The 23330-nt window shown below is 67.8% G+C and carries 21 protein-coding genes and 2 pseudogenes; 12 read left to right on the forward strand and 11 right to left on the reverse strand.

Annotation, left to right across the window (positions count from 1 at the left end):
* Window positions 1-38: 38 nt before the first annotated feature.
* Entirely contained in the window at window positions 39-845 is an 807-nt protein-coding gene (locus ACFTWF_RS27955; protein ID WP_378464395.1) for an IclR family transcriptional regulator, read from the reverse strand.
* Window positions 846-893: 48 nt separating this feature from the next.
* Here ACFTWF_RS27955 and ACFTWF_RS27960 point away from each other — a divergent pair, with 48 nt between their 5' ends.
* From ACFTWF_RS27960 to ACFTWF_RS27970, 3 genes are all read left to right on the forward strand, one after another.
* On the forward strand, window positions 894-2123 hold the full coding sequence (locus tag ACFTWF_RS27960) for an MFS transporter (protein ID WP_378464396.1): 1230 nt from the start codon (window positions 894-896) through the stop codon (window positions 2121-2123).
* Between the two features lie 68 nt (window positions 2124-2191).
* Window positions 2192-3394 (forward strand): FAD-dependent monooxygenase, encoded by a 1203-nt coding sequence (locus ACFTWF_RS27965; RefSeq protein WP_378464397.1) that lies wholly within the window; start codon window positions 2192-2194, stop codon window positions 3392-3394.
* A gap of 37 nt (window positions 3395-3431) precedes the next feature.
* A complete protein-coding gene (locus ACFTWF_RS27970; RefSeq protein ID WP_378464398.1) occupies window positions 3432-4454 on the forward strand; it encodes a magnesium transporter CorA family protein in 1023 nt (340 codons plus the stop codon).
* Window positions 4455-4459: 5 nt separating this feature from the next.
* On the opposite strand, the gene ACFTWF_RS27975 is transcribed toward ACFTWF_RS27970, so the two are convergent.
* Window positions 4460-5065, reverse strand: coding sequence for a TetR/AcrR family transcriptional regulator (locus tag ACFTWF_RS27975; protein ID WP_378464399.1), 606 nt, complete (start codon window positions 5063-5065; stop codon window positions 4460-4462).
* An 81-nt stretch (window positions 5066-5146) separates the two neighbouring features.
* On the opposite strand from ACFTWF_RS27975, the pseudogene ACFTWF_RS27980 reads away from it, so the two are divergent.
* Window positions 5147-5371: pseudogene (locus ACFTWF_RS27980) on the forward strand (patatin); the annotation flags it as partial.
* 80 nt (window positions 5372-5451) lie between these two features.
* Window positions 5452-6930, forward strand: a complete 1479-nt coding sequence (locus tag ACFTWF_RS27985; RefSeq protein ID WP_378464400.1) for a flavin-containing monooxygenase — start codon at window positions 5452-5454, stop codon at window positions 6928-6930.
* Here ACFTWF_RS27985 and ACFTWF_RS27990 read toward each other — a convergent pair.
* The 5 genes from ACFTWF_RS27990 to ACFTWF_RS28010 form a co-directional block, all read right to left on the reverse strand.
* A complete protein-coding gene (locus ACFTWF_RS27990) occupies window positions 6911-8056 on the reverse strand; it encodes an acyl-CoA dehydrogenase family protein (RefSeq protein WP_378464401.1) in 1146 nt (381 codons plus the stop codon). The two genes, ACFTWF_RS27985 and ACFTWF_RS27990, sit on opposite strands and share 20 nt — an antisense overlap.
* A 15-nt stretch (window positions 8057-8071) precedes the next feature.
* Window positions 8072-9253 carry a thiolase family protein gene (locus tag ACFTWF_RS27995; protein ID WP_378464402.1) on the reverse strand — a complete coding sequence of 394 codons (1182 nt, stop codon included), beginning with the start codon at window positions 9251-9253 and terminating at the stop codon, window positions 8072-8074.
* 90 nt (window positions 9254-9343) lie between these two features.
* Window positions 9344-10900, reverse strand: a complete 1557-nt coding sequence (locus tag ACFTWF_RS28000; protein WP_378464403.1) for a GMC family oxidoreductase — start codon at window positions 10898-10900, stop codon at window positions 9344-9346.
* The gene (locus ACFTWF_RS28005; RefSeq protein ID WP_378464404.1) at window positions 10897-12459 is read right to left on the reverse strand and encodes an APC family permease; all 1563 of its coding nucleotides are present in this window, start codon (window positions 12457-12459) and stop codon (window positions 10897-10899) included. The genes ACFTWF_RS28000 and ACFTWF_RS28005 overlap by 4 nt, the downstream gene beginning before the upstream one ends.
* 27 nt (window positions 12460-12486) lie before the next feature.
* Window positions 12487-13989 (reverse strand): aldehyde dehydrogenase family protein, encoded by a 1503-nt coding sequence (locus ACFTWF_RS28010; RefSeq protein ID WP_378464405.1) that lies wholly within the window; start codon window positions 13987-13989, stop codon window positions 12487-12489.
* Window positions 13990-14220: 231 nt separating this feature from the next.
* Between ACFTWF_RS28010 and ACFTWF_RS28015 the strand changes: the two genes are divergently transcribed.
* The gene (locus ACFTWF_RS28015) at window positions 14221-15168 is read left to right on the forward strand and encodes an aldo/keto reductase (protein ID WP_378464406.1); all 948 of its coding nucleotides are present in this window, start codon (window positions 14221-14223) and stop codon (window positions 15166-15168) included.
* Window positions 15169-15181: 13 nt separating this feature from the next.
* Here the strand turns inward: ACFTWF_RS28015 and ACFTWF_RS28020 are convergent, their stop codons facing one another.
* Window positions 15182-16099, reverse strand: coding sequence for a tyrosine-protein phosphatase (locus ACFTWF_RS28020; protein WP_378464407.1), 918 nt, complete (start codon window positions 16097-16099; stop codon window positions 15182-15184).
* A 224-nt stretch (window positions 16100-16323) separates the two neighbouring features.
* On the opposite strand from ACFTWF_RS28020, the gene ACFTWF_RS28025 reads away from it, so the two are divergent.
* The 4 genes and pseudogenes from ACFTWF_RS28025 to ACFTWF_RS28040 all read left to right on the forward strand — a co-directional run.
* Entirely contained in the window at window positions 16324-17100 is a 777-nt protein-coding gene (locus ACFTWF_RS28025) for an SDR family oxidoreductase (RefSeq protein ID WP_378464408.1), read from the forward strand.
* Window positions 17101-17133: 33 nt separating this feature from the next.
* Window positions 17134-17925, forward strand: coding sequence for an SDR family NAD(P)-dependent oxidoreductase (locus ACFTWF_RS28030; protein ID WP_378464409.1), 792 nt, complete (start codon window positions 17134-17136; stop codon window positions 17923-17925).
* Between the two features lie 48 nt (window positions 17926-17973).
* Window positions 17974-18786: an SDR family NAD(P)-dependent oxidoreductase gene (locus ACFTWF_RS28035; protein WP_378464410.1), complete on the forward strand. Its 813-nt coding sequence runs from the start codon at window positions 17974-17976 to the stop codon at window positions 18784-18786.
* A 5-nt stretch (window positions 18787-18791) separates the two neighbouring features.
* Window positions 18792-19003 (forward strand): annotated as a pseudogene (locus ACFTWF_RS28040) (hypothetical protein); the annotation flags it as partial.
* 6 nt (window positions 19004-19009) lie between these two features.
* On the opposite strand, the gene ACFTWF_RS28045 reads toward ACFTWF_RS28040, so the two are convergent.
* Window positions 19010-19621, reverse strand: coding sequence for a maleylpyruvate isomerase family mycothiol-dependent enzyme (locus ACFTWF_RS28045; RefSeq protein WP_378464411.1), 612 nt, complete (start codon window positions 19619-19621; stop codon window positions 19010-19012).
* 133 nt (window positions 19622-19754) lie between these two features.
* Here ACFTWF_RS28045 and ACFTWF_RS28050 point away from each other — a divergent pair, with 133 nt between their 5' ends.
* The gene (locus ACFTWF_RS28050) at window positions 19755-21044 is read left to right on the forward strand and encodes an HNH endonuclease (protein WP_378464412.1); all 1290 of its coding nucleotides are present in this window, start codon (window positions 19755-19757) and stop codon (window positions 21042-21044) included.
* Here the strand turns inward: ACFTWF_RS28050 and ACFTWF_RS28055 are convergent.
* Both ACFTWF_RS28055 and ACFTWF_RS28060 read right to left on the reverse strand, forming a co-directional pair.
* Window positions 21039-21455 (reverse strand): PPOX class F420-dependent oxidoreductase, encoded by a 417-nt coding sequence (locus ACFTWF_RS28055; protein WP_378464413.1) that lies wholly within the window; start codon window positions 21453-21455, stop codon window positions 21039-21041. The two genes, ACFTWF_RS28050 and ACFTWF_RS28055, sit on opposite strands and share 6 nt — an antisense overlap.
* Entirely contained in the window at window positions 21452-22621 is a 1170-nt protein-coding gene (locus ACFTWF_RS28060; RefSeq protein ID WP_378464414.1) for a hypothetical protein, read from the reverse strand. The genes ACFTWF_RS28055 and ACFTWF_RS28060 overlap by 4 nt, the downstream gene beginning before the upstream one ends.
* Before the next feature lie 70 nt (window positions 22622-22691).
* Here ACFTWF_RS28060 and ACFTWF_RS28065 point away from each other — a divergent pair, with 70 nt between their 5' ends.
* Entirely contained in the window at window positions 22692-23330 is a 639-nt protein-coding gene (locus ACFTWF_RS28065) for a hypothetical protein (RefSeq protein ID WP_378464415.1), read from the forward strand.

The following is a 23330-nucleotide window of genomic DNA, read 5'->3' on the forward strand; positions in this document are numbered from 1 at the left end:
GCCGCAGCCGGGAGGTAATTCTGCTGTGCAGAATCAGATCAGGGGGCGAGGTCGGCGATGTCCACCTCCAGTTCGCGGATCGCGTTCTTCATCTGCGACACCAACGGTCCCTGCGAGTGCTGACGGAACCGCGTGATCGGCACGGCCACGGTCATCGCTCCGACGGCCGTACGCGCCCGGTTCCGGATCGCGACCCCGAACGCCGCAACCCCCTCCTCGGTCTGCTGCACGTTGAGCGCGAACCCGACGGCACGGGCGGCGGACAGTTCACGGCAGAAGCGCTCGAATGCGTCGGCCGACAGGCGGCGGTCGCCCCACTCCCGTTCGTCGTCGGTCAGATCCGGGGGCCGCAAGTACAACTGCTCGAGGATGTCCCGCGGCAGCTCTGCCAGCAGAATCCGCCCTCCCGCAGTCAATTCCGCGTCGAGTACCTGCCCCTGACGGTCGCCGACGCGCAGCATTCCCGTCGACTCCGCGGACGAGAGGAACCGCGCCTGCGTGCCGACCCGGATCACGAGGTTGACGGTCTCACCGCACAGGATCGCGAGCGCTTCCATGTGCGGCCGGCACAGGTCGGTGAACTCGCGAGTCCACCCGCGCCGGGCCGGACCGGCGCCCATCGCCGAACCGGGGTGATACATGCGCTTCTCGTCCTGAACCGCGAACCCGCGGTACACGAGCATCGCCAGCAACCGGTGCGCGGTGGACGGCGCGATACCGAGTTCCTCAGCGGCGTCCTTGAGGCGCAATCCCCCGACGTCGCGCAGCATCTGCAACAGCCGCAGCGCGTTGTCGACGGACTCCAACATGTACGTCGGTTTCTCGATCGTCCGCTTTTTCTGCACAGCAGAACTCTATTGCACGCACCCTGTGCGCCGCATCACCCTCGAATCATGCCCCTTACCGCCACCTCCGCAGCGCCACCGGTGAACCGCGTCGGCCTGGACCGCAAGGCCACGGTCGCCGTCGTCGTCTGCTGGCTCTTCGTGGTCTTCGACGGCTACGACCTCATCGTCTACGGCAACGTCATCCCGAGCCTGCAGAAGGAATGGGGCATCAGCGCCGCCACCGCGGGCTCTCTCGGCAGCCTCGCGTTCCTGGGAATGATGATCGGCGCCGTCCTCGCGGGCCGATTGTCCGACGTGGTGGGACGCAAGCGTGCGGTGATCGGGTGCGCGATCGTCCTGTCGGTGTTCACCGCGCTGTGCGCCCTGGCGACCGGTCCGGTGATGTTCGGCGCGCTCCGCCTGATCGCCGGTCTCGGACTGGGCGGCCTCGTCCCCACATCCAATGCGCTCGCTGCTGAACTGGTTCCCGCGAAGTGGCGGGCCGCGGTGGCCACGATGATGATGTCCGGGGTTCCCATCGGCGGTTCGATCGCGGCACTGCTCGGCATCCCGGTGATCCCGCGCTGGGGCTGGGAGCCGATGTTCCTGTTCGCCCTGATCCCGCTCGTCGTGCTCGTCCCCCTCGCGTGGAAGACGCTTCCGGACCGCACGATGGGGGCCACCGGGTCGACCCCGAATCGGGTGACCGGTTTCGGCGCACTACTCGGTGCCCGTTTCCGTTCCGTCAGCATCATGTTCGCACTCGCGACGGTGGTGACCCTGCTCGCCTGGTACGGCCTCGGGACGTGGCTGCCCAAGCTCATGCAGGGTGAGGGCACCGATCTGGGCAGCGCGCTCACCTTCGCGCTGGCGCTGAATCTGGGCGCGGTGGCCGGGTCGTTCGTGACCGCGTGGGGCGGCGTCCGGTTCGGCACGATACCCACCAGCATCGTCGCCGCACTTCTCGCGGGTCTCGCCCTGCTGGCATTGCTCACGAATCCGCCGGTGGCGCTGGTTTACGTCATCTTCGTCCTCGCCGGCGTCGGGACGCACGGAACCCAGTGCCTGATCATCGCCGCGGTCGCGTCGTACTACCCCGACCATCTGCGGGGCACGGCCCTCGGCTGGGCGCTCGGCGTCGGCCGGGTCGGCGCCGTGGCCGCTCCGCAGATCGGTGGCTGGCTGCTCGCCGCGGGACTCGGCGCCGACTCGAACTTCGTCCTCTTCTGCGTCAGTGCCCTCGTCGCCGCACTGCTGCTCACCGTGATCTGGCGCCGCTTCCCCTCCCCCACGTGAGTGCCGCCGTGTGCCCCGGCACGCTTTGCCACTCACCTGCCCCGAACGCTCGAACAGAAGGAACTGTCATGTCGAACCTGCAGGACGCACGCATCATCATCGCCGGAGGCGGGATCGGCGGCGCAGCCAACGCCCTCGCCCTCGCCCGGAGAGGGGCGAACGTCACCCTGTTCGAACGCGCCGCCGAATTCGGTGAAGTCGGCGCCGGACTGCAGGTCGGACCGCACGGAGCCCGCATCCTCGACTCCTGGGGCGTGCTCGACGACGTTCTCTCCCGCGCCTTCCTGCCGAAGAACATCGTGTTCCGCGACGCGATCACCGCGGAGGTGCTCACCAAGATCGACCTCGGCTCCGAATTCCGGGCCCGGTACGGCGGTCCGTACTTCGTCACGCACCGCAGCGACTTGCACGCGACACTCGTCGACGCGGCCCGCGCGGCGGGCGCCGAACTGCGCACCGGGATCACCGTCACCGACGTGGTCACCGACGGCGACAAGGTCCTCGTCACCACCGACGACGGACACACGCACGAGGCCGACATCGCCCTCGGCATGGATGGTCTCAAATCCCGCCTGCGGGCGAAGATCTCGGACGACGAGCCCGTGTCGTCCGGCTACGCCGCGTACCGTGGCACCACCGCGTACCAGGACGTGGAACTCGACGAGGACATCGAGGACGTGGTCGGGTACATCGGACCGCACTGCCACTTCATCCAGTACCCGCTGCGCGGCGGTGCGATGCTCAATCAGGTCGCGGTGTTCGAATCCCCCGGTTACCGGCAGGGTGTCGAGAACTGGGGCGGGCCGGAGGAACTCGAACAGGCGTACGCGCACTGCCACGAGAACGTCCGTCGCGGAATCGACTACCTGTGGAAGGACCGCTGGTGGCCGATGTACGACCGGGAGCCCATCGAGAACTGGGTGGACGGCCGGATGATCCTCCTCGGCGACGCCGCACACCCGCCGCTGCAGTACCTGGCGTCGGGAGCCGTGATGGCGATCGAGGACGCGAAATGCCTCGCCGACTATGCGGCCGAGGACTTCTCCGCGGGCGGCGGGAACGCCGCGTGGCCGCAGATCCTGAAGGAGGTCAACACCGAACGGGCACCGCGCTGCAACCGGATCCTCACCACCGGACGGATGTGGGGCGAGCTGTGGCATCTGGACGGCACCGCCCGCATCGCCCGCAACGAACTGTTCCGCACCCGCGACACCTCGAGCTTCAAGTACACCGACTGGTTGTGGGGTTATTCGTCCGACCGCGCGTCGTAACCGCCTCCCGGCCCGGAGAGTTCGGCAGACTGGGTGAGTGACCCTCAACCTGGTGCGAACCCGTGTATGGCGCGATGGCCAGTGCGTGGGCAAGGATTTCCCGCTCGCCGACGTGTCCGAACGGTTGCAGGACGAGGGCGCGCTGGTGTGGGTCGACCTGTGCGACCCCGACCACGAGTGCCTGACGGAACTGGCGGCGGAACTCTCGCTCGATCCGAACGCCATCGAGGATGCCGTCGCCCGGGGTGAGCGACCGAAGGCGACGCGCTATGCGGGCCACGCGTTCGTGACCGCATATGCCACATGGTTCGACGCCGAGGACGCCGTCACGCTCGGCGTCCTCGACTCACGGCTTCGGCTCAGCCGCGTGTCGGCGTTCGTCCTGTCGAACGGGATCGTCACGGTGCGTCGCGACGACCGATTCGACATGTCCGAGGTGGTGAAGCGCTGGGAGGACGACCCCGCGCTGCTCACACGAGGTTCCGGAGCCCTGGCCCTCCTCCACGGACTCCTGGACGTCATCGTGGACGGGCAGTTCGAGACCATCGAAACGATCGACGACGCGATCGAAGCGCTCGAGGAGGGCTTGTTCGACGAGTCCGCGCGGACCCGGGAAGTCCAGCGGAGCACGTACCGGCTGCGGAAGGAACTGGTGCAACTGCGTCGCGTCGTATTGCCCATGCGGGAGGTCGTGGGCGCGATCATGCGCGGCCGCGCCGAATCCGAGCACGAGCAGTCGCCGATTCTCGACGGCCTCTACACCGACCTGTACGACCACGTGACGCGCGCGGCCGAGTGGACGGACTCATTACGCGACATGGTGGTGACCGTCTTCGAGACGAATCTGTCGCTGCAGGACGCCCGGCTCAACACCGTCATGAAGAAGCTCACCGGGTGGGCGGCGATCATCGCCGTTCCCACCGCGGTGACGGGGTGGTTCGGTCAGAACGTCCTGTTCCCCGGAGTCGGGCAGGTGTCGGGGACGATCGTCAGCACCGTCGTGATCGTGACGTCCGCCAGCCTGCTCTACATTCTCTTCCGCCGGCGCGACTGGATCTGACGGAGCTAGCTTTCACTCGGCTGCGATACCGCCAGCAGGACGCGCAGTGCGTCGGTGACCACCTGCGCGGAGACGGTGGGATCGATGGCGCGCTGAATACCCAGCCCGACACCGAGACCGAGCATGCCGCCGGCCACGTCCTCCGCAGGAATCGGCAGGACCACCCCGAGTGATTCGGTGAACGACTTCAGCAGCGACACCGTGATCTCCCGTGCGACGCCGAGCGTGGCGGTCAGTGCGTCTCGCAGTTCGGGATCGTGGCGGGACAAGACGATCAGCTCGAATTCGAGCATGGTCCACCCGACGTCGCCGAGCGTCTTCTCCGCCCAGGCCTGGAACGCCGCGAGTCGCTCCTCCATGGTGTCGCCGCCAGAGAGCGCTTCCGCGATCTCCTGCCCCTTGGTGGCGTGGATGAGGCCGAGCACCTCGAGGCACAGTTGCTTCTTGTTCTTGAAGTTGGAGTACACCGCGCCTTTGGAATAGCCGGCCACGTCGGCCACCTTGTCGAGCGACGTGGCCGCGTAACCGTCGGCCAGGAAGAGGTCGCGTGCAGTCGCGACGAGATGCGCCCGCGTCTGCGCCTGACTCTCCGACCTGGTCATTCGTGCCATATCTGCCCTTTCGCCGAAGCCTTCGGAGAATATTCTACTTTTCATATACCGTTGGTATCTGGTTTCTGCTAGCTTCTGTATATGACTTCGAGTGACAGATACCTCAGCCGCGGGCTGGTGATCGGTTGCGGAGGCACGCTCGGCGCAGCATGGACGGTGGCAGTGCTCGTGGGCACGTCCGCGGGCGCCGAACTCGTCACCATGCTGGGCGGCGGCGCCGGCGTCGACGAACTGCTCGCGATGCACCTCGGCGGGGCGACCCATCCGGCGCTCGACGGGCACCTCGCCGTCATGGGTCCGAACTTCATGGACGGCAGGCGCCGGCTCGCCACCCTCGAACATTCCCTCGTCAGCACCCGAGCCCAGTTCGCGAACGGAGTACACGCATGAAGCATTACGACATTCTCATCGTCGGCGCCGGGATCTCCGGCATCGGCGCCGCAATTCGATTGAAGCAGAGCGGAATCGACAACTTCGTCATCCTCGAGAAGAGCGACGCGCTGGGCGGTACCTGGCGTGACAACACCTACCCGGGCTGCGCCTGCGACGTCCCGTCCGCCCTGTACTCCTACTCGTTCGCACCGAACCGGGAGTGGTCGCGGCTGTTCGCCGGACAGGAGGAGATCCGCCGCTACATCGAACGCACCGCCGCCGAACACGGGGTCCCGGAACACGTGAAATTCGGCACCGAGATGCAGCGTGCCCAGTGGAGCGAGCAGAGCAGGCGGTGGACAGTGGACACGTCCGCGGGCACGGTCACCGCGAATGCCGTCATCGCCGCCGCCGGACCGTGGAACGAACCGCTCGTGCCCACCGTCCCCGGACTCGACACGTTCACCGGCGAGGTCTTCCACTCCTCCCGCTGGAACCACTCGTACGATCTCACCGGCAAACGCGTGGCCGTCGTCGGAACCGGTGCGTCCGCCGTGCAATTCGTCCCGGCCATCGCACCGAAGGTCGAGTCGCTGCATCTGTACCAGCGCACCGCCCAGTGGGTGCTGCCGAAACCCGATCACACCCTGCCGGGCGTGGAGCGCGCAGTCCTGCGGCGGGTGCCGGGTGCGATCCGGGCACTGCGACGCATCGAGTACATGATCATGGAGTCGCTCGGACTCGGCTTCCGGCACCCGTGGATCCTGCGTGTGGTGCAGCAGATCGGGAAGGCCCAACTGCGCGCGCAGGTACGAGATCCGCAGCTGCGCAAGGCCCTGACCCCCGACTACACGCTCGGCTGCAAGCGACTGTTGATGTCGAACACCTACTACCCCGCGCTCACCCGGCCCAACGTCGAGGTGCACGCGAACGCCGTGCAGTCGGTGCGCGGGAACGTGATCGTCGGCAGCGACGGCGCCGAACGGGAGGTGGACGCCATCATCTTCGGCACCGGCTTCCACATCCTCGACATGCCGATCGGCTCGAAGGTGTTCGACGGCACGGGCCGGAGCCTCGACGACCACTGGAAGGGCAGCCCGCAGGCCTACCTCGGCACGACCGTCGCGGGTTTCCCCAACGCGTTCGTTCTCCTCGGCCCCGCTCTCGGCACGGGACACACCTCGGCGTTCATGATCCTCGAGGCGCAATTGGAGTATCTGGTCCAGGCCGTCACCCGGGCCCGGAGCAACGGCTGGACCCGGATGGAACCGCGACGCGACGTACAGGACGCGTTCAACGCGCAGGTCCAGGAGGCCCTGGCCACCACCGTGTACAACGCCGGTGGCTGCCAGAGCTACTTCCTGGATGTCAACGGCCGCAACAGCTTCAACTGGCCGTGGTCGACCGACCGGATGCGGCAGCGGCTCGGCCGGTTCGACGAGGCCGCGTACGAGGTGTCGTCCGAGCCGGCGGTCACAGCGACTTCGCGATGATTCCCTTCATCACCTCGTTGGCGCCCGCGTAGATCTTCTGGACGCGGGCGTCCTCGTACATCCGGGCGATCAGATATTCGCGCATATATCCGTACCCGCCATGCAACTGCACACACCGGTCGATGACCGCGCACTGCTGCTCGGTGAGCCAGTACTTGACCATCGCCGCCTCGGACGGATCCAACTCGCCCCGCAGATGCGCCTCGATGCAATGGTCCAGGAACACCGCACACGTGCGGGCGATGGTCTGACACTCGGCGAGCTCGAATGCCGTGTTCTGGAACTCGAACAGACTGTGCCCGAACGCCTGCCGCGACCTCGTGTACGCAACCGTGTCCTCGACCGCACGATTCATCGCACCCGACGCCTGCGCACCGATGATCAACCGCTCCTGCACCAACTGCGCCATCAACTGCCCGAACCCCTGCCCCTCCTCACCGAGCAGATTCGACACCGGCACCCGCACGTCGGTGAACGACAACTCCGACGTGTCCGCGCCGTGCTGACCGACCTTGTCCAGCACCCGGCCCACGACGAATCCGGGACAGTCCCGCAGATCGACGATCAGCAGCGACACCCCCTTCGCACCGGCCTTCGGGTCGGTCTTGACCGCCAACACGATCACGTCGGCGGAAGCGCCGTTGGTGATGAACGTCTTCGACCCGTTGACGACGTACTCGTCACCGTCCCGGATCGCCGTGGTCTTGATCGCCTTGAGATCCGAACCGGCGCCGGGCTCGGTCATGCCGATGGCGCCCAGGATCTCCCCGCTCGCCATGCCCGGAAGCCACGCCTTCTTCTGCTCCTCGGTGCCGTACTCGTAGATGTAGTGCGGGACGATGCCGGAATGCACGGAAATGCCGAGCGCGAGGTCACCGGCATACCCCTGGGCCTCGAACACGGCCAGGTCGTGGGCGAACGTGCCACCGCCGCCGCCGTACTCCTCCGGGATCGAACAGCACAGCAACCCGAGCTTGCCCGCCGCCAGCCACACCTCACGGTCGATGCGGTGCTGCGCGTCCCACTTCTCGTGGTGCGCGACCACCTCACGCTCGAAGAACCCGACCGCGAGTTCGGACAGGGCCTTCACCTCGTCGTCGTGCCACGACGGAACGTGCTTCTTCATCGTCGACCCTGATTTCTAGACGCGCTTGAAGAGTGCGGCGAGGGCCTGGCCGCCGCCGATGCACATGGTGACGATGCCCAGTTCGAGGTCGCGGCGCACCAGGTCCTTCGCCAGACGCAGGGACAGGATCGCACCGGTCGCCCCGACCGGATGCCCCAGCGCGATCGCCCCGCCGTACGGGTTGGTCTTCTCCGGGTTCAGCTTCGCGTCCCGGATCACCGCGACCGCCTGCGACGCGAACGCCTCGTTCAGCTCGATCACGTCGATGTCACCCGGGGTGGTGCCGGTCTGCTCGAACAGGTTCTGCAGTGCCAGCACCGGGGCGTACCCCATCAGCGCCGGGTCCATCGCCGCGGTCGCGACCGCCTCCAGCGTGACCAGTCCGGTCAGGCCCTTCTCCTGCGCCGCGGACTGCGTCGCCAGCACCAGCGCCGCGGCGCCGTCGTTGATCCCGGACGCGTTGCCCGCGGTCACCGAGCCGCCCTCCTCGAACGCCGGCCGCAACGTCGCCAGCGTCTCGAGGGTGGTGTCCGGTTTGGGGTGCTCATCCGTGTCGATCGTCTTCGGTCGGCGGCCCCCGATCTCGACGGGGGTGATTTCCTGCGCGAACGCGGCCCGCGCCGCATCGGAGGCGGCGCGGCGCTGCGATTCGACCGCGAACTCGTCCTGCTGCTGCCGGCTCACGTCGTACTTGCGGGCGACGGCCTCGGCGGTGCGGCCCATGTGCACCCCACCGAACGGGTCGGTCAGGATCGCGACCGTGCCGTCGACGAGTGTGCGGTCACCGAGCTTGTAGCCGGAGCGGGCGGAGAAGTCGTAGAACGGCATCCGCGACATGCTCTCGTCGCCGCCGGCGAGGGCGAAGTTCACCCCACCCCAGCGCATCTGCTGCGCCGCCGACCACACCGCCTGCAGACCGGACCCGCACAGCCGGTTCACGGTGTATGCGGGGGTCTTCTCGGGCAGTCCCGCGGCCAGGGCCACGCGGCGGGCGTTGTAGGCGTCCGGTCCGACCTGACCGATGCACCCCATCACCACCTCGTCGATGTCGGCGCCGGGCACCCCGGCGCGTGTCAGGGCGGCCTTCGCGGCGGTGGCACCCAGTTCGTGGGCGGGCACGTCCTTGAACGCGCCACCGAAGCTGCCGATCGGGGTCCTCGCGCCGTCGACCACCAGGATTGGTTCAGGAGAATTCATGACGTGCCCTTCCGTCTCTCTACCGGTATGGGGAGATAGTAGGACTTCAAAGTACCCAGCGGTTCACGCAGGGCCTCCGGGGCACTCCGTTCAGGCGCCGCGGATCAGATCGGCGCACTTCTCGGCCATCGTCATGACCGTGATGTTGGGATTGACGTACGGCAGCTTCGGCATGGCCGACGCGTCCACCACCCGCAGATTGCGGACACCCTTCACCCGCAACTCCGGATCGAGGACGGCCATCGGATCGGCGGCCGCGCCCATGCGGGCGGTCCCGGCCGGGTGGTACACGGTGTTGTGCGTCCGGTGCGCGTAGTCGATCAGTTCGTCGTCGGCCTCCGCCTCCTTCCCGGGCGCCAGTTCCCGCGCAATCCAGCCGCGGAGGGGTTCCTGCTCGGCGATGCGGCGCGCCAGCCGGAATCCGGCGAGCATCACGGCCTCGTCGTGGCCGTCGGGGTCGGTGAAGTACCGCGGGTCCACTCGCGGGCGGTCCCGGAAGTCGCGGGAACGCAGTCGCACCGTTCCGCGGGACAGCCCCTGCGTGACATTCGGGGTGAGGCAGAACCCGTTGTCGGTCGTCGGGTAGCCCCACCGGAGTGTGTTCATGTCGAACGGCACACTGCCGTAATGCATCATCAGGTCCGGATGGTTCAACCCCTTCACGGTGGTGGCGAACAACCCGATCTCCCACCACTGCGTCGACGTCTCGACCATCGGCCGGGACGCGTCCCAGAACACCAGCCCCTCGACGTGGTCGTCGAGGTTCTGCCCGACCCCGGGAGCGTCGACGCGAACGCGCACACCCATCTCCCGCAGGTGCACCGTCGGCCCGATCCCCGAGAGCATCAACAGTTTCGGGGTGTCGATGGCGCCCGCCGTGACGATCACCTCGCGGCGGGCCGAGACGGTGTCGTAGCCGGAGAGATCGGGTCGCTGGTACCGCACGCCCGTCGCCGTGGTCGCGTCGTCGACGAGGATCTCGCTGACCCAGCAGTCGGTGCGCACGTCCAGATTCGGGCGGGATCCGAGAATCGGGTGCAGGTAGGCGTGCGACGTCGACATCCGGGTGCCGTCCTCGGACGCGTTGATCTGGAACCAGCCGGCCCCGTCGAGGACGGTGGTGCCGCGGTTGAACTGCACCGTCGGCAACCCGGCCTTCGCCGCGCTTTCGAGCAGGGCCACGCCGCACGGGTCGTTCGGCGGGACGTCGCGCAACCGCACGGGACCGTCGTGTCCGTGCTGGTCGCCGGGGGCGTCGTTGTTCTCGACCCGCGCCACCAGCGGGAGCACATCCTGCGCTCCCCAGCCGGTGGCGCCGGCCGCCGCCCAGTCGTCGAGCGTCTCGGCGGGCGGCCAGAACGCGATGCACGAATTGTGGGAGGAGCATCCGCCGAGGACCTTGGCGCGGGCGTGCCGCATGAAGCTGTTGCCCCTCTCCTGCGGCTCGACCGGATAGTCCCAGTCGTACCCGGAGTCCAGCAGGTGCATCCACTGCGACAAGTCCAGGACGTTGCGGTCACCGACGTCGGACGGTCCGGCCTCGACGAGGCAGACGGTCACCGAGGGGTCCTCGCTGAGTCGCGCGGCGAGTACGCACCCGGCGGTGCCGCCGCCGGCGATCACGTAGTCGAATACGGTGTCCGTCATGACAGTTCGCTCTCCGTCGTCTCGTCCTTCGACGACGCCGCGTGCGAGGCGAGACATCCGATGTGGTTACGCCCCTTCACCGCGTACCAGAGGAGACCCAGCCCGAGGATGATGCCGATGTACACGAACGCACCCCACGTGTTGTACCAGGGCGTGCCGTACACCTCGGTGCGCGGCCAGGCGAGGTTGAGCGCCATGCCCACTCCCCACAACACGGCGAAGATGTTGACGGGAAGTCCCCACCGGCCCATCGTGAAGTAGCCCTTCTCCGCGAGATCCTTCGGCGGCCAGTGCCCCTGCAGCCGCTTCTTCAGCAGCGGACCGGTGACCATGAGGTACGCCAGGTAGATCATGATGATCGCGATCGACGTCAGCACCGTGAAGATCTGCGGCTGACCGATGTTGATGACGAGGATGAACGCCGCGAGCACCCCGATCACGATGGCGGGCACCACCGGCGTCTGATGCTTCGGGTTGACGTGGGCGAGTCGCTCACCGAAGGGCAGGGCGTTGTCGCGGGCCATCGCGAACGTGAGCCGGATGGCCGCGGCGTGCACCGCGAGCGAGCACACGGTGACGGCGATGACGATGCAGACGAGGAAGACCTTGCCGAGCGGTCCCCACATCACCTGCTCGACGATGTACTGCAGGCCGCCCTCGCTGCTGCCGATCAGCGGATCGTCGAGGTCGGGCGCCGCCATGATCGCGAACACCAGGATCGCCCCGCCGATCACGAACGACGCGAGAATCGCCCGCAGGATCGCCTTGGGTGCCGTCCGCCGCGGATCGACCGTTTCCTCACCGAGCGAACTCGCGGTGTCGAATCCGTACATCACGTACCCCGACGCGAGGGACGCCACGAGGAAGACGCTCAGATAGCCGCCGGTCTCGCCGGCACCGTACCCGTGGGTGGAGAAGAACACGTCCGGACCGCGGGTGACGTTGGCGGCGAGGATCACGGCGATGAGCACGGCCGCGATCAATTCGACGAACACGCCCGTGCTGTTGATGAGCGCCATCAGCTTGACGCCGAACGCATTGACCGCCGTCGTGAACGCGATCATGATCGTGCCGAGAATGACGGCGTTGGTCGCGAAGTCGTATTCACCGCTGCCGTCGCCGACGATCTGGAACCCGCTCCACAGCCGCGGCAGGTTGAGTTGCAGTGCGAGCACGACGGCCGACAGGGTGACGATCGACGCCGTGAGCATCAGCCAGCCCGACGACCATCCCACGATCCTGCTGCCGAGCAGTTTCGCCCAGTTGTATACGGAGCCGGCGACGGGGTATTTGGCCGCGAGTTCCATGAAGCACAGGGCGACGGCCATCTGCCCGACGAACACCATCGGCCACGACCACAGGTATGCGGGGCCCGCGGTGCCGAATCCGAAGTAGAACAGTTGGAAGGTGCCGGTGAGGATCGAGATGTAGCTGACTCCCGCGGCGAAACTGGCGAATTTTCCGAGGCTCCGATCCAGCTCTTCCTTGTACCCCAGTTCGCCGAGCCCGCTGTCCCCCGGCGTCCCGTCGTCACCCACTGCCCCGTGCCGAGTTGCCATGGTTCTCTCGCCTCTCCGTGCGCCGACCTAGTCGTTGTCGAACCACCCCGCCGCCGTGGGCGAGGTGTTGTGCCAGATGTGTTTGGTCTCCTGATATTCCGCCAGACCGGCGGGTCCGAGTTCGCGCCCGTTTCCGGACATCTTGAAACCGCCCCATTCGGCGGCCGCGGTGTAGTAGCCGAAGTCGTTGAGCCACACCGTGCCGTGCCGCAGACCGCGCACCATCCGCTCGCCCCGCGCGCTGTCGGCGGTCCGGACACCGGCAGCGAGGCCGTACTCGGTGTCGTTGCCGAGGCGCAGCGCCTCCTCCTCCGTGGTGAAACGCTCGACGGTGAGGATGGGCCCGAACGTCTCTTCCTGCACGAGGCGCATGGTGCGGTCGCAGTGATCGAAGATGGTCGGGAGGTAGTAGCTCCCCTTCGCCAGCGCGGGATCCGACGGCCGCGCGCCTCCCGTCACCAACTGGGCGCCTTCGGCGAGCCCGAGCGCGACGTACCGCTCGACCTTCTCCCGGTGCGCCTCGGAAACCAACGGGCCGGTACGGCTCGCGGGATCGAGACCGTTGCCCATCCGGATCTTCTCGGCGCGCGCGGCGAGCGCGGCCACGAACCGGTCGGCGATGGATTCCTCGACGATGAGCCGGGTTCCCGCGGAGCACACCTGACCGGAGTGCAGGAACACCCCCGTGAGCACCTGGTCCACCGAATCGTCGCCGTCCGCGTCCGCGAAGACGATGTGCGGATTCTTGCCACCGAGTTCCACCGCCACCTTCGTGACGTTCTTCGCGGCGGTCTCGAGGATGACTCGTCCGGTGGCGAGCCCACCCGTGAACGAGACGAAATCGACGTCCGCGGTGCCCGTGAGCGCGGCACCGAGCACCGCGCCGCTGCCCTGCACCAGGTTCACCACCCCGGCCGGAGCGCCTGCCTCGACGATCAACTCGACGAACGCGATAGTGCTGAGCGGGGTCACCTCGCTCGGTTTGAGGACCATCGTGCAGCCGGCGGCCAGCGCGGGCGCCACCTTCCACGAGATCTGCAGCAGCGGATAGTTCCACGGGGCGATGAGCACGCAGACGCCGATCGGTTCACGTACCACCCGGCTGATCACGTCGGGCCGGCCGACGTCCACCAGGCGGTCCGCCTCGACGGCCGCGAGGTTCGCGTAGTACCGGAACACCGACACCACGTCGTCGATGTCGATCCGACTCTCCTCCAACGTCTTTCCGGTGTCGAGTGTCTCGATCCGCGCGAGCGTCTCCTTGTCCCGCACGAGCAGATCGGCGATTCTCGCGACCAGGGCCGCACGCTCGGCGACGGGGGTGCGGGGCCACGTACCCTCGTCGAAGGCCGCACGGGCCGCGGCGACGGCACGGGTGGCGTCGTCCGCAGATGCCTCGTCGACGGTGGCGACCACCGATCCGTCAGCCGGATTGATGCAGTCCCGGGTCTCACCGGAGCTCGAGTGGACCCACTGCCCGTCGATGAACAGGCCCGTGTTCAAGAGGTCGTCGATCGACTGGTCCTGCATCACTCAACTCCGTGGCTCGCCGGAACGCATGCACCCCCTTCACGGTATGCCAGTGGAGTCGCGGTGGGCTGGGTTCGATCACACATGTCCGATTCCGGGAGTTCCATCAAAACAGGGCGTTCGGTAGTCGGACGCACGTTCGCTACGCGGCTGCGATAGCGTGGTCAGCCGAACTCTTCGCACCTTCGCACATGCACACCGAGAAACAGCACACCAAGAAACGGAGCACCCGTGGTCGCGATCGGCACGTCGGATCTGGACATCTTCCCCCTGGCCCTCGGCGGAAACACCTTCGGCTGGACCAGTGACGAATCGACGTCGTTCGAGATCCTCGACGCATTCGCGGCGGGCGGCGGCAACTTCGTCGACACGGCCGACTCGTACTCGGCGTTCGCCGAGGGGAACTCCGGCGGCGAATCGGAGACCGTCCTCGGCAATTGGATGTCCTCCCGCGGCAACCGCGAACACATGGTGATCGCCACCAAGGTCAGCCAGCACCCAAATTTCAAGGGCTTGGCGCCCGCCAACGTCCGGTCCGCGGCCGAGGCGTCCCTGAAGCGGCTCCAGACCGACCACATCGACGTGTACTACGCCCACTTCGACGACGCCGAGACCCCGCTCGTCGACACACTCGGCGCCTTCGACGAACTGGTGCGCGACGGCCTCGTCCGCTACGTCGCCATCTCCAACTACTCCCCCGAGCGCATCCGGGAATGGCTGTCCCTCACGGCCGAGCACGGGTTCGCGGCCCCGATCGCGCTGCAGCCGCACTACAACCTCGTCCACCGGCACGACTACGAACCCGAGGTCGCGGCGATCGCCACCGAGAACAACCTCGGCGTCTTCCCGTACTACTCCCTGGCCGCGGGCTTTCTCGCGGGCAAGTACCGCACCCAGGCCGATCTGGACGGTCAACCCCGGCAGCGGATGGCGACCCGCTACTTCTCCGAGTCGGGCCTCGCCGTCGTCGACGCGCTGGCCGAGATCGCCGCCGCCCACTCCGCGGAGATCTCCACCATCGCGCTCGCCTGGCTCCTCACCCGGCCCGGCATCACCGCGCCGATCGCGAGCGCGAGCCGACTCGAGCAACTCCCCGCCCTGCTCGACGCCCCGACGGTGACGCTGACCGCGTCCGAGATCAACCACCTCACGACGCTCTCGGACGCGATCGGCGCCTGACGCACCACTCGACTCAGCTCAGCAGCTTGCTCCGGAGCCGGTCGATGGTCGCCGGGCTCAGGCCGAGCCCCTCGGTCAGGTAGCGGTCGACCGTGCCGTACCGCTCGGTGAGACGCCCCAGGCCTGCCTCCAGATAACTCCGGTCGACCCCCAGCAACGGCTGGTAGATCGCCGCCACCGCGTCCCCGCGGCTGGCGGCGATCTGGTTGTACGTGACCTTCATCGACGCGGCGGTGTAGTCGTTGGTCAGCAGGTAGTCGTCGAAGATGGTCTCCTGCGCAACGCCCGCGATCGACAGCAGCAATGCGGACGCCCAGCCGGTGCGATCCTTGCCCGCCGTGCAGTGGAAGACCTGCGGCCCGTCCGTCTCTGCCAGTGACGTCAGAAGATTCGCGAACCCCGCACGGGTGGCCGCGTCGTCGACGAAGCTGCGGTTCATCTGCTGCATGAACGCGACGGCGTCGGCCGGCGACTTCAATTGCGCGACCGCTGCACCCAGGTCGCCCGACAGGATGGGGATGCCCAGGTATCGCGGGCCTGCCGGGAGCCGGTCCGGTTTCGCCGCGACCTCTTCGACGGTGCGCACGTCGTACACCGCCGTCAGACCGAGACCGGTGAGGACGGCGAGATCCTGATCGTTCGGAACCAGTGCGTTCGAACGGTAGAACACTCCCCGCGTCACGTGTCCCCCACGGGCGGTGGCGTACCCACGTCCCGTTCCCCCGACGTCGCGGAAGTTGTCGACCGACGCGAGTCGTGGCGTCTCGGCGACCGGGCCCGCGCTCCCGAAGTCGGAGGAACCGAATCCGGGCAGCGTGATTCCGGGCAGCGACAACGGGTCCGCCGATGCGAGCGCCGGCGTGCCGAGACCCGCGAACAGGACGCTGCCGGTGATCAGCACCGCGGCGGTGGACGTGACACGACGAGACATGGAAGAGCCTTTCGGTGGGCTGTCGAGGAGAGCCGCCCTCCGGCGTGTCCGGAGCGTGAGCGGGTAATCCACATCACAGTGGGCTGGGGTTTCCGGTGGCTACGAGTTGTTCCGATCACCGGGAGAACCCGTTTCCCGACGGCGAAGCCCGCAGCAGACTCGGGCGGTCGGCAACCGACGCGCGCCGACGAACGAGACTTTCGAAAACGAGGATGTGAGCTGAGATGACCGAGATCGCACAGCAACTGGCGGGGAAGGTCGTGATCGTGACCGGCGCATCGCGCGGGCTCGGCGCCGCCTTCGCGCAGCGCATCGTCGACGAGGGCGGCAGCGTCGTCGTCGGCGACGTCCTCGACGAAGAAGGACAGGCCACCGTCGCCCAGCTGGGTGACCGGGCGCGGTACAGCCACCTCGACGTCACCGACCCGCAGCAGTGGCAGGCCGCGGTCGACGTGGCGACGAACGAGTTCGGACGCGTCGACGGCCTCGTCAACAACGCCGGCATCTCCACCGGCCAGTACATCGAGCACGAACCGCTCGACCACTTCCGGACGGTCCTCGACATCAACCTGACCGGTGTGTTCAACGGTCTGCAGGCCGTGATCGCCCCCATGCGCGCCGTCGGCGGCGGATCGATCGTCAACATCTCCTCGGCCGCCGGACTGATGGGCCTCGCGCTGACCGCCGGGTACGGCGCATCGAAGTGGGGCGTGCGGGGACTGACGAAGATCGCCGCCGTCGAGTTGGGCACCGACCGGATCCGCGTCAATTCCGTCCACCCCGGAATGACGTACACCCCGATGACCGCGGGCCTCGGAATCCAGGCGGGCGAAGGCAACTACCCGAACACCCCCATGGCCCGGGTCGGGGTACCCGAGGAAATCGCCGGCGCCGTCGGCTTCCTGCTGTCCGACGCCGCCGCCTACGTCACCGGTGCGGAACTGGCCGTCGACGGCGGATGGACCGCCGGACCCACCGTGAAATACGTGATGGGCCAATGACATCGAACACGGAAACACACGAGGAGTAACACCATGAATCGATTCGACAACCGGCGGATCCTGGTGACAGGCGCCGCGTCGGGTATCGGACAGGCCACCGCGCTCCGCCTGCTCGACGAGGGCGGCATCGTCGTGGCAGCCGACGTCTCCGAAGACGGCCTGGCAAAGACTGTGGAACTCGCCGACGCCGCAGGCACCGCGGGACGCCTCAGCGTCACCGGCATCGACATCGGCGACGAGAAGTCCGTCGTCGACGGCGTGAAGTCGAGCGTCGAGACCCTCGGCGGACTGGACGTCCTCGTGAATGCCGCCGGCATCCTCCGCGCCTCGCACACCCACGAGACGTCGCTGGACCTCTGGAACCAGGTGATCGGTGTCAACCTCACCGGCACGTTCCTCATGGTCCGCGAATGCCTGCCGGCACTGCTGCGGGGCGAGCGCAGCGTGGTCGTGAACTTCAGTTCCACGTCCGCCGCGTTCGCGCACCCCTACATGGCCGCGTACGCCGCGAGCAAGGGCGCCATCCAGTCGTTCACCCATGCACTGGCACTCGAATACGGCAAGCAGGGCCTGCGCGCCGTCGGCGTCGCCCCCGGCAGCATCAAGACCGGAATCACCGACGCCACATCGGGTTACGTGCCCTCCGACGCCGACTGGAGCCTGTTCTCCAAGCTCTCGCCCATCCTCCCCACCACCCTGGAATCCGGTGGCGCGGCCATGGGCGGACCCGAGCAGGTCGCCGGTGTGGTCGCCATGCTCGCCTCCGACGACGGTGCGTTCGTCACCGGAACCGAGATCCGCATCGATGGCGGAACCCACGCCTGACCCGGTGAATCCTGCGTCAGCGACGGCGGCGGCACGTAGGTTGGACTCATGACTCTTCCCACGCCTGCCGCCGATCGCACCGCGCTCGTCACCGGAGCGTCGTCCGGGATCGGCACCGCGATCAGCCGTGAACTCAGCCGCCGCGGTCACCAGGTCGTGCTCGTCGCCCGTCGGGCCGACAAGTTGGAGGAACTGGCCACCGAACTCCGGGCCGCAGGCGGTCGGGCACACGTGGTGAGCGCCGATCTGTCCGACCGCTCCGCCCGTGCGACCCTGCTCGACCGCGTCGGCGAACTCGGACTCACCCTCGACATCCTCGTCAACAACGCCGGCCTGTCCACCCTCGGCCCGGTGGCCGCGTCCGATCCGGACGCCGAGATGAACATGATCGAGGTCGATGTGATGGCTGTCGCGGATCTGTGCAGCCGCGCCCTGCCCGGCATGGTGCAACGGCGCCGGGGGGCGATCCTCAACGTCGCGTCCACCGGGGCATTCCAGCCGCTGCCCGGGCAGGCCGGGTACGCCGCTTGCAAGGCGTTCGTCCTTTCCTACACCGAGAGCCTGACCGGCGAATTGAAAGGCACCGGCGTCACCGCGACCGCGCTCTGCCCCGGGCCCGTGGACACCGGGTTCGGGGAGACCGCCGGATTCGCGAAGGAAGACGCCGAAGCCGCATTGCCCAGTTTCATGTGGGAGAGCGCCGAATCCGTGGCCGCGACCGGCATCGACGGACTCGACAAGGGGCACATGATCGCCATACCCGGCTTCGCGAACCGGGCGGCCTCCGTGTTCGCCCGCCTCGCGCCGAACAAGTTCCTCGTACCGGTCCTGGCCAGCCGTCATCCCGGTTTGCGGACGTAGCGGCCGCACGCCGGCTCACCTCGCCGTTCGGCACCGCGAACCGTATCGTCTGCACCGGATTCCACGGCGTCCTTCTCGATTGCTGGCAGGCCGACCAGAACGGGCAACCACACAAACTCGTCAAGCTGTCCATGGACTTCCCAGGATCACTCGGCGCCACCCTCCCCGGCGGAGGTCCCGGGCACTTCGTCTACCCGGGATCATCCCGGGAATCTGAACCGGACTACAGGGGGTCGCCCTCGACCCGCCCTGCAGGAAGGGTGCGGCCACAGATCATCAGCGCGAGATCTTCACCCGCTCCCCGTAATTCGGCACCGGAACCATACGACCAATCGAGGTCCGTCGCCCGCAAGCCGCGGCCCTCGATATCGATGCCGAAGTTCGAGTGACCGCCACCCGCGGTGAGATCGTTGAGAACGACACGAATCGTCGCCTCGGGAACGCGGCGCGGCACTCCGAGCGGCACGGTGGCGTCGAGACCGTGAATCACCACATGGTTGAGAGCGCCGTGATACCCACCGCGCGGCGGGGTCCAGTGGCGCATGATGTCCGAGCGCACATTGGCGACGAGTTCCGTGGTTGCCAATTCGGCATCGCGAGCGGCGATCTCGTTCGACAGCCGGGTGAAATCGAATTCGCTCTCCCGCAGACGTCTCATGAACTCGTCCTCCGAGTAGCGCGCCGCCATGGTCACGTGCGCGACGACTTCCCGAATCCGCCACCCCGCACACAGCGACGGAGTGTTCCACTCCGCATCGGAGAGCCCGTCGAGCAGATCGGCCAGTGCCGAGAATTCGTGCGCGACCGCACGTTGCAGTTCAGCGTCATCGGTCATCGCAGCCAGTCCCCACATCCTTGTTCGACGAGAGTTCTCCCGACCACCGTAGACCGAATCCGCCGAGTATTGCCCCAGTCGAACATGATTGGTAAAATCGAACAAAGTTTCGAATGGCCTTGGGGGGGTTCCATTGGGGGATGTGGTGGCACCGGATCTGGCGGAGGTGCGGGCGTTCACCGCACGGTTGCGGTGCGTGGCGGCCGGTGATGACGCCGGGGCGGGGATCGATCTGCTCGATGCGATCGAGGCGTTGAAGTCGGTGGGCTGTGCGGCGCAGGCGGTGATCACCGACCACGTCGCGACATGTGTTCGGGCGGAGCGGCAGGCCGCGGGGCTGCCGCGGGCGGAGTGGAATCGCGGGATCGGGTCGCAGATCGCGTTGGCGCGCAGGGAATCCCCGAACCGGGGTGGCCGGCATCTGGGGTTCGCTCGGGCGGTGGTGCACGAGATGCCGCACACCCTGGCGTTGCTGCGGTCGGGGCGGTTGAACGAATGGCGGGCCACCCTGTTGGTGCGGGAAACGGCGTGCCTGTCCGCATCCGATCGGGGCATCGTGGACCGCCGGTTGTGCGCCGACCCGGCCGTGCTGGACGGGGTCGGTGACCGCGGGCTGATCGCGCGGGCGGCGGCGTTGGCGGCCGAACTCGACGCCGCCGCAGTCGTCCGCCGGCACCGCAAGGCGGTCTCGGAGCGGCGGGTGACGACACGGCCGGCGCCGGACACGATGGCGCACCTGAGTGTGCTGATGCCGGTGGCGCAGGCCGTCTGTTTGCAGGCGACCCTGGGCCGGGACGCGGACCGCCTGATCGCCACCGGACAGAGCGGTGGCCGGACCCGCAATCAGCTGATGGTGGACCTGCTGTTCGAACGCGGCACCGGACAATCCGTGGCGGCGGGGGCGCCGGTGGCGGTGAATCTGGTGCTCTCCGACGACACCCTCCTCGCCGGCGGTTCCGAGACGGCACAGCTGCAGGGGTTCGGTCCGGTGCCGGCGGGGATCGCCCGGCACCTGGTGGCGGACGCGGTGAGCGCGGACACGGAGACCGCGTTGCGGCGGGTGTATGCGCGCCCGGGGTCGGGGGCGTTGACGGCGATGGACTCGCGGTCCCGCACGTTTCCGAAGAGCCTGGCGAGGTTGATCGACCTGCGGGATCGGACGTGCCGGACGCCGTGGTGTGATGCGCCGATCCGCCATCACGACCACATCCGCTCACACGACAAGTCCGGTCGGACGTCGGCGAACAACGGGTCCGGTGTGTGCGAGGCGTGCAATTACGCGAAGGAGGCACCGGGCTGGGTGGCCCGCCCGGTCACCCACCGGGGTGGTCGGCATGCGATCGATCTCGGCACCCCGACCGGGCACCACTACCGATCCACCGCACCACCGCTCCCGACTCCGACACACCTGCGAGCGTCATGAAATGGCTGGTCTTGCACCCTCGGTCGCCGGGGTGATGCGCAGAAGAACCCGCGGCTTCTGCCTGCGCGCGAGGATGCGTTCGACGAACATCACGATCCGGTATTCCAGTCCGTATTCGTCCCGGATGGTGTCGGTCATCCTTCTGCTGGTGGACTCGTCGGTGACGATTTCGGCCACTGCGGCAACGGGTTCGGAGTCGGCGTCCACTTTGCCCCGTCGGGTGCAGGGGCGAAGTTCGACGTTCCCATTGTTGCGAAGCCGCTTCACCTTTCCGCTGTCCTCGGGGGTGGTGACGATCAGGGCACCGCCGTCACGGGCAATCCACACCGGCGTCGCCACGGCCGCGCCGGACTTCCGGAACGTGGTGAGAGAGACGAACGATTCGTCACCCAACCGGTCGAAGTCGGTCACGCCCGTCCCCAGGAGGTGAGTTCGGCGATGTCGCCGTACAACGCCGACTGGTAGGTGAGCATCAGTTCCTCCACCCCGCCGAACTGATCGCCCACGTAGTGGGTGTTCTCCGCCGACAATTCGCGATCGCCCGAGCGGGCGATGAGTTCGTCGATGCGGCTGTCGAGACTCATCGCCCGGTTGACCGCCAGCACGGATCGCAGTTGCACCTCGGCCCGCGACAGCAGGTCGCCTATTCGGGCGAGGGCGGCGACGCGGTCCACCAGTTGATCCCACACCGGTTTCAGCGCGTTCCGCCGGGCCTCGACCTGGTGCCGCCCGCTGTCGGAGTGGGTGGCGCGGAGTGCGTCGTCGAGTTCGAGCCGGATGCCGCGCAGGGCGACGGTGTCGACGGCGATCTGGGTGAGTTCTTCGGCGAGGTCGAGTTGATGCCGCTGCACCGCGAAGTGCTCCGACTGCCAGACAGGGGAACCGTCGATTCGGTCGAAGAGCATCCCCGCCAGGTAGAGCAGGGTGTCGTAGCCGTCGGCGAAGGTGTCGTTGTCGAGGTCGGCGCCCTTGCCGATCGCCTCGGCGACGCGTCGTCCGACGGCGGCCATCGGTGTGTTCTCCGCCGCCTGACCGATTCGTTCCGCTGCGGTGCCGCGGGCATAGTTGCCGGCCCGTTCGAGCGGCGTGCCGACGACCGGCGCCGGTGTGCGCTGCAGCGCCCGGAACAGGGACTCCCGTTGTTCGAGGTCCAGATGCACGCCCTCACGCCGGTCCCGGCGCATCGCCCGGACGCCGCTGCCGTAGTGCGCCGTCGACATCACCACGGCAGACCGGTACGACTGCAGTTTGCGGCCCAGTTCGGTGGCGCGGTACTTGAACAGCAGTTGCGCCGGGCCGGGGCGCAGGGCATCGGCGCGGCGCACAACCTGGTTGTATTCGTCCGTCAGCAGACGCAACGCCCCGAAGCCGCCGATCGCCGGGATGGTCCGGCCCGCCCGACGGCGGTTCGTGAGCACCTGCCGGGTCGGGGCGTCGAGATGACCGGCGGCGATCAGCACCGCGGCGGCGTCCGACAGCGGGGCATGCCTGCCCGCGATCGAGGCCTGCTCACACCACTGGCGGACCTGGGCCGAGATGCGGGCACGACGCTCCTCGTAGTGGGCGTTTTCCGGCATCGGACCTCCTGGCAACTGACTGATCACCACTGTCCCAGAATTTCGTCCGGCGCGCTCTAGGCTCTCCCCCATGACCTCCACGGTGCGTGCGGTGCTCCTGTTCGCTTCACTGCTGCTGGTGGCCGGTTGCGGTCGCTCGGTCGACGGATCCCCCGAGACCGGTGCCGTCGCGGGACCGGCCACCACCCCGACGGTGACAACGCCCTCGGTGACGACCGCGCCGAGAACGACCACCACGACACCCCCGCGCACGACGTCGACAAGCCCCACCACCACCACGACCACCACGACCTCCCCGGCGCAGGCGGATCCGAAGGCGTTCGCGGGCACGGCGGCGGGGAGTTACTACTTCACCACCCCGAGCACCAAGTTCCACTGCGGCATCCTGACCGGCGGCGACCTCCCGACCGCGGGCTGTCACGGCCCGATGCCGGCGTCGGCGCCGAAGGTTCCGGGGGCCGGCGCGTCCGGCACCGCGGTGACACCGAATGCGATCGAGGTCACCGGCGCCCGCCCCGGGCAGTTCGCCAGCGCGGGTGATCCCCGGTATTACCCCCTCGACGGGTCGGCGGCCCCGGCCCTGCCTTATGCCACCGCGTTGCAGGTGAACGATCTGACGTGCCTCGTCGACGAGAAGTCCGGGGTGACGTGCCACAGCGAGGCGGGGCACGGATTCACGCTCTCCGACAGCGCGTTCCGGGTGTGGTGA

Origin of the sequence: Rhodococcus sp. NPDC056960, assembly GCF_042674125.1 — a bacterium.
Lineage (GTDB): Bacteria > Actinomycetota > Actinomycetes > Mycobacteriales > Mycobacteriaceae > Rhodococcus_F.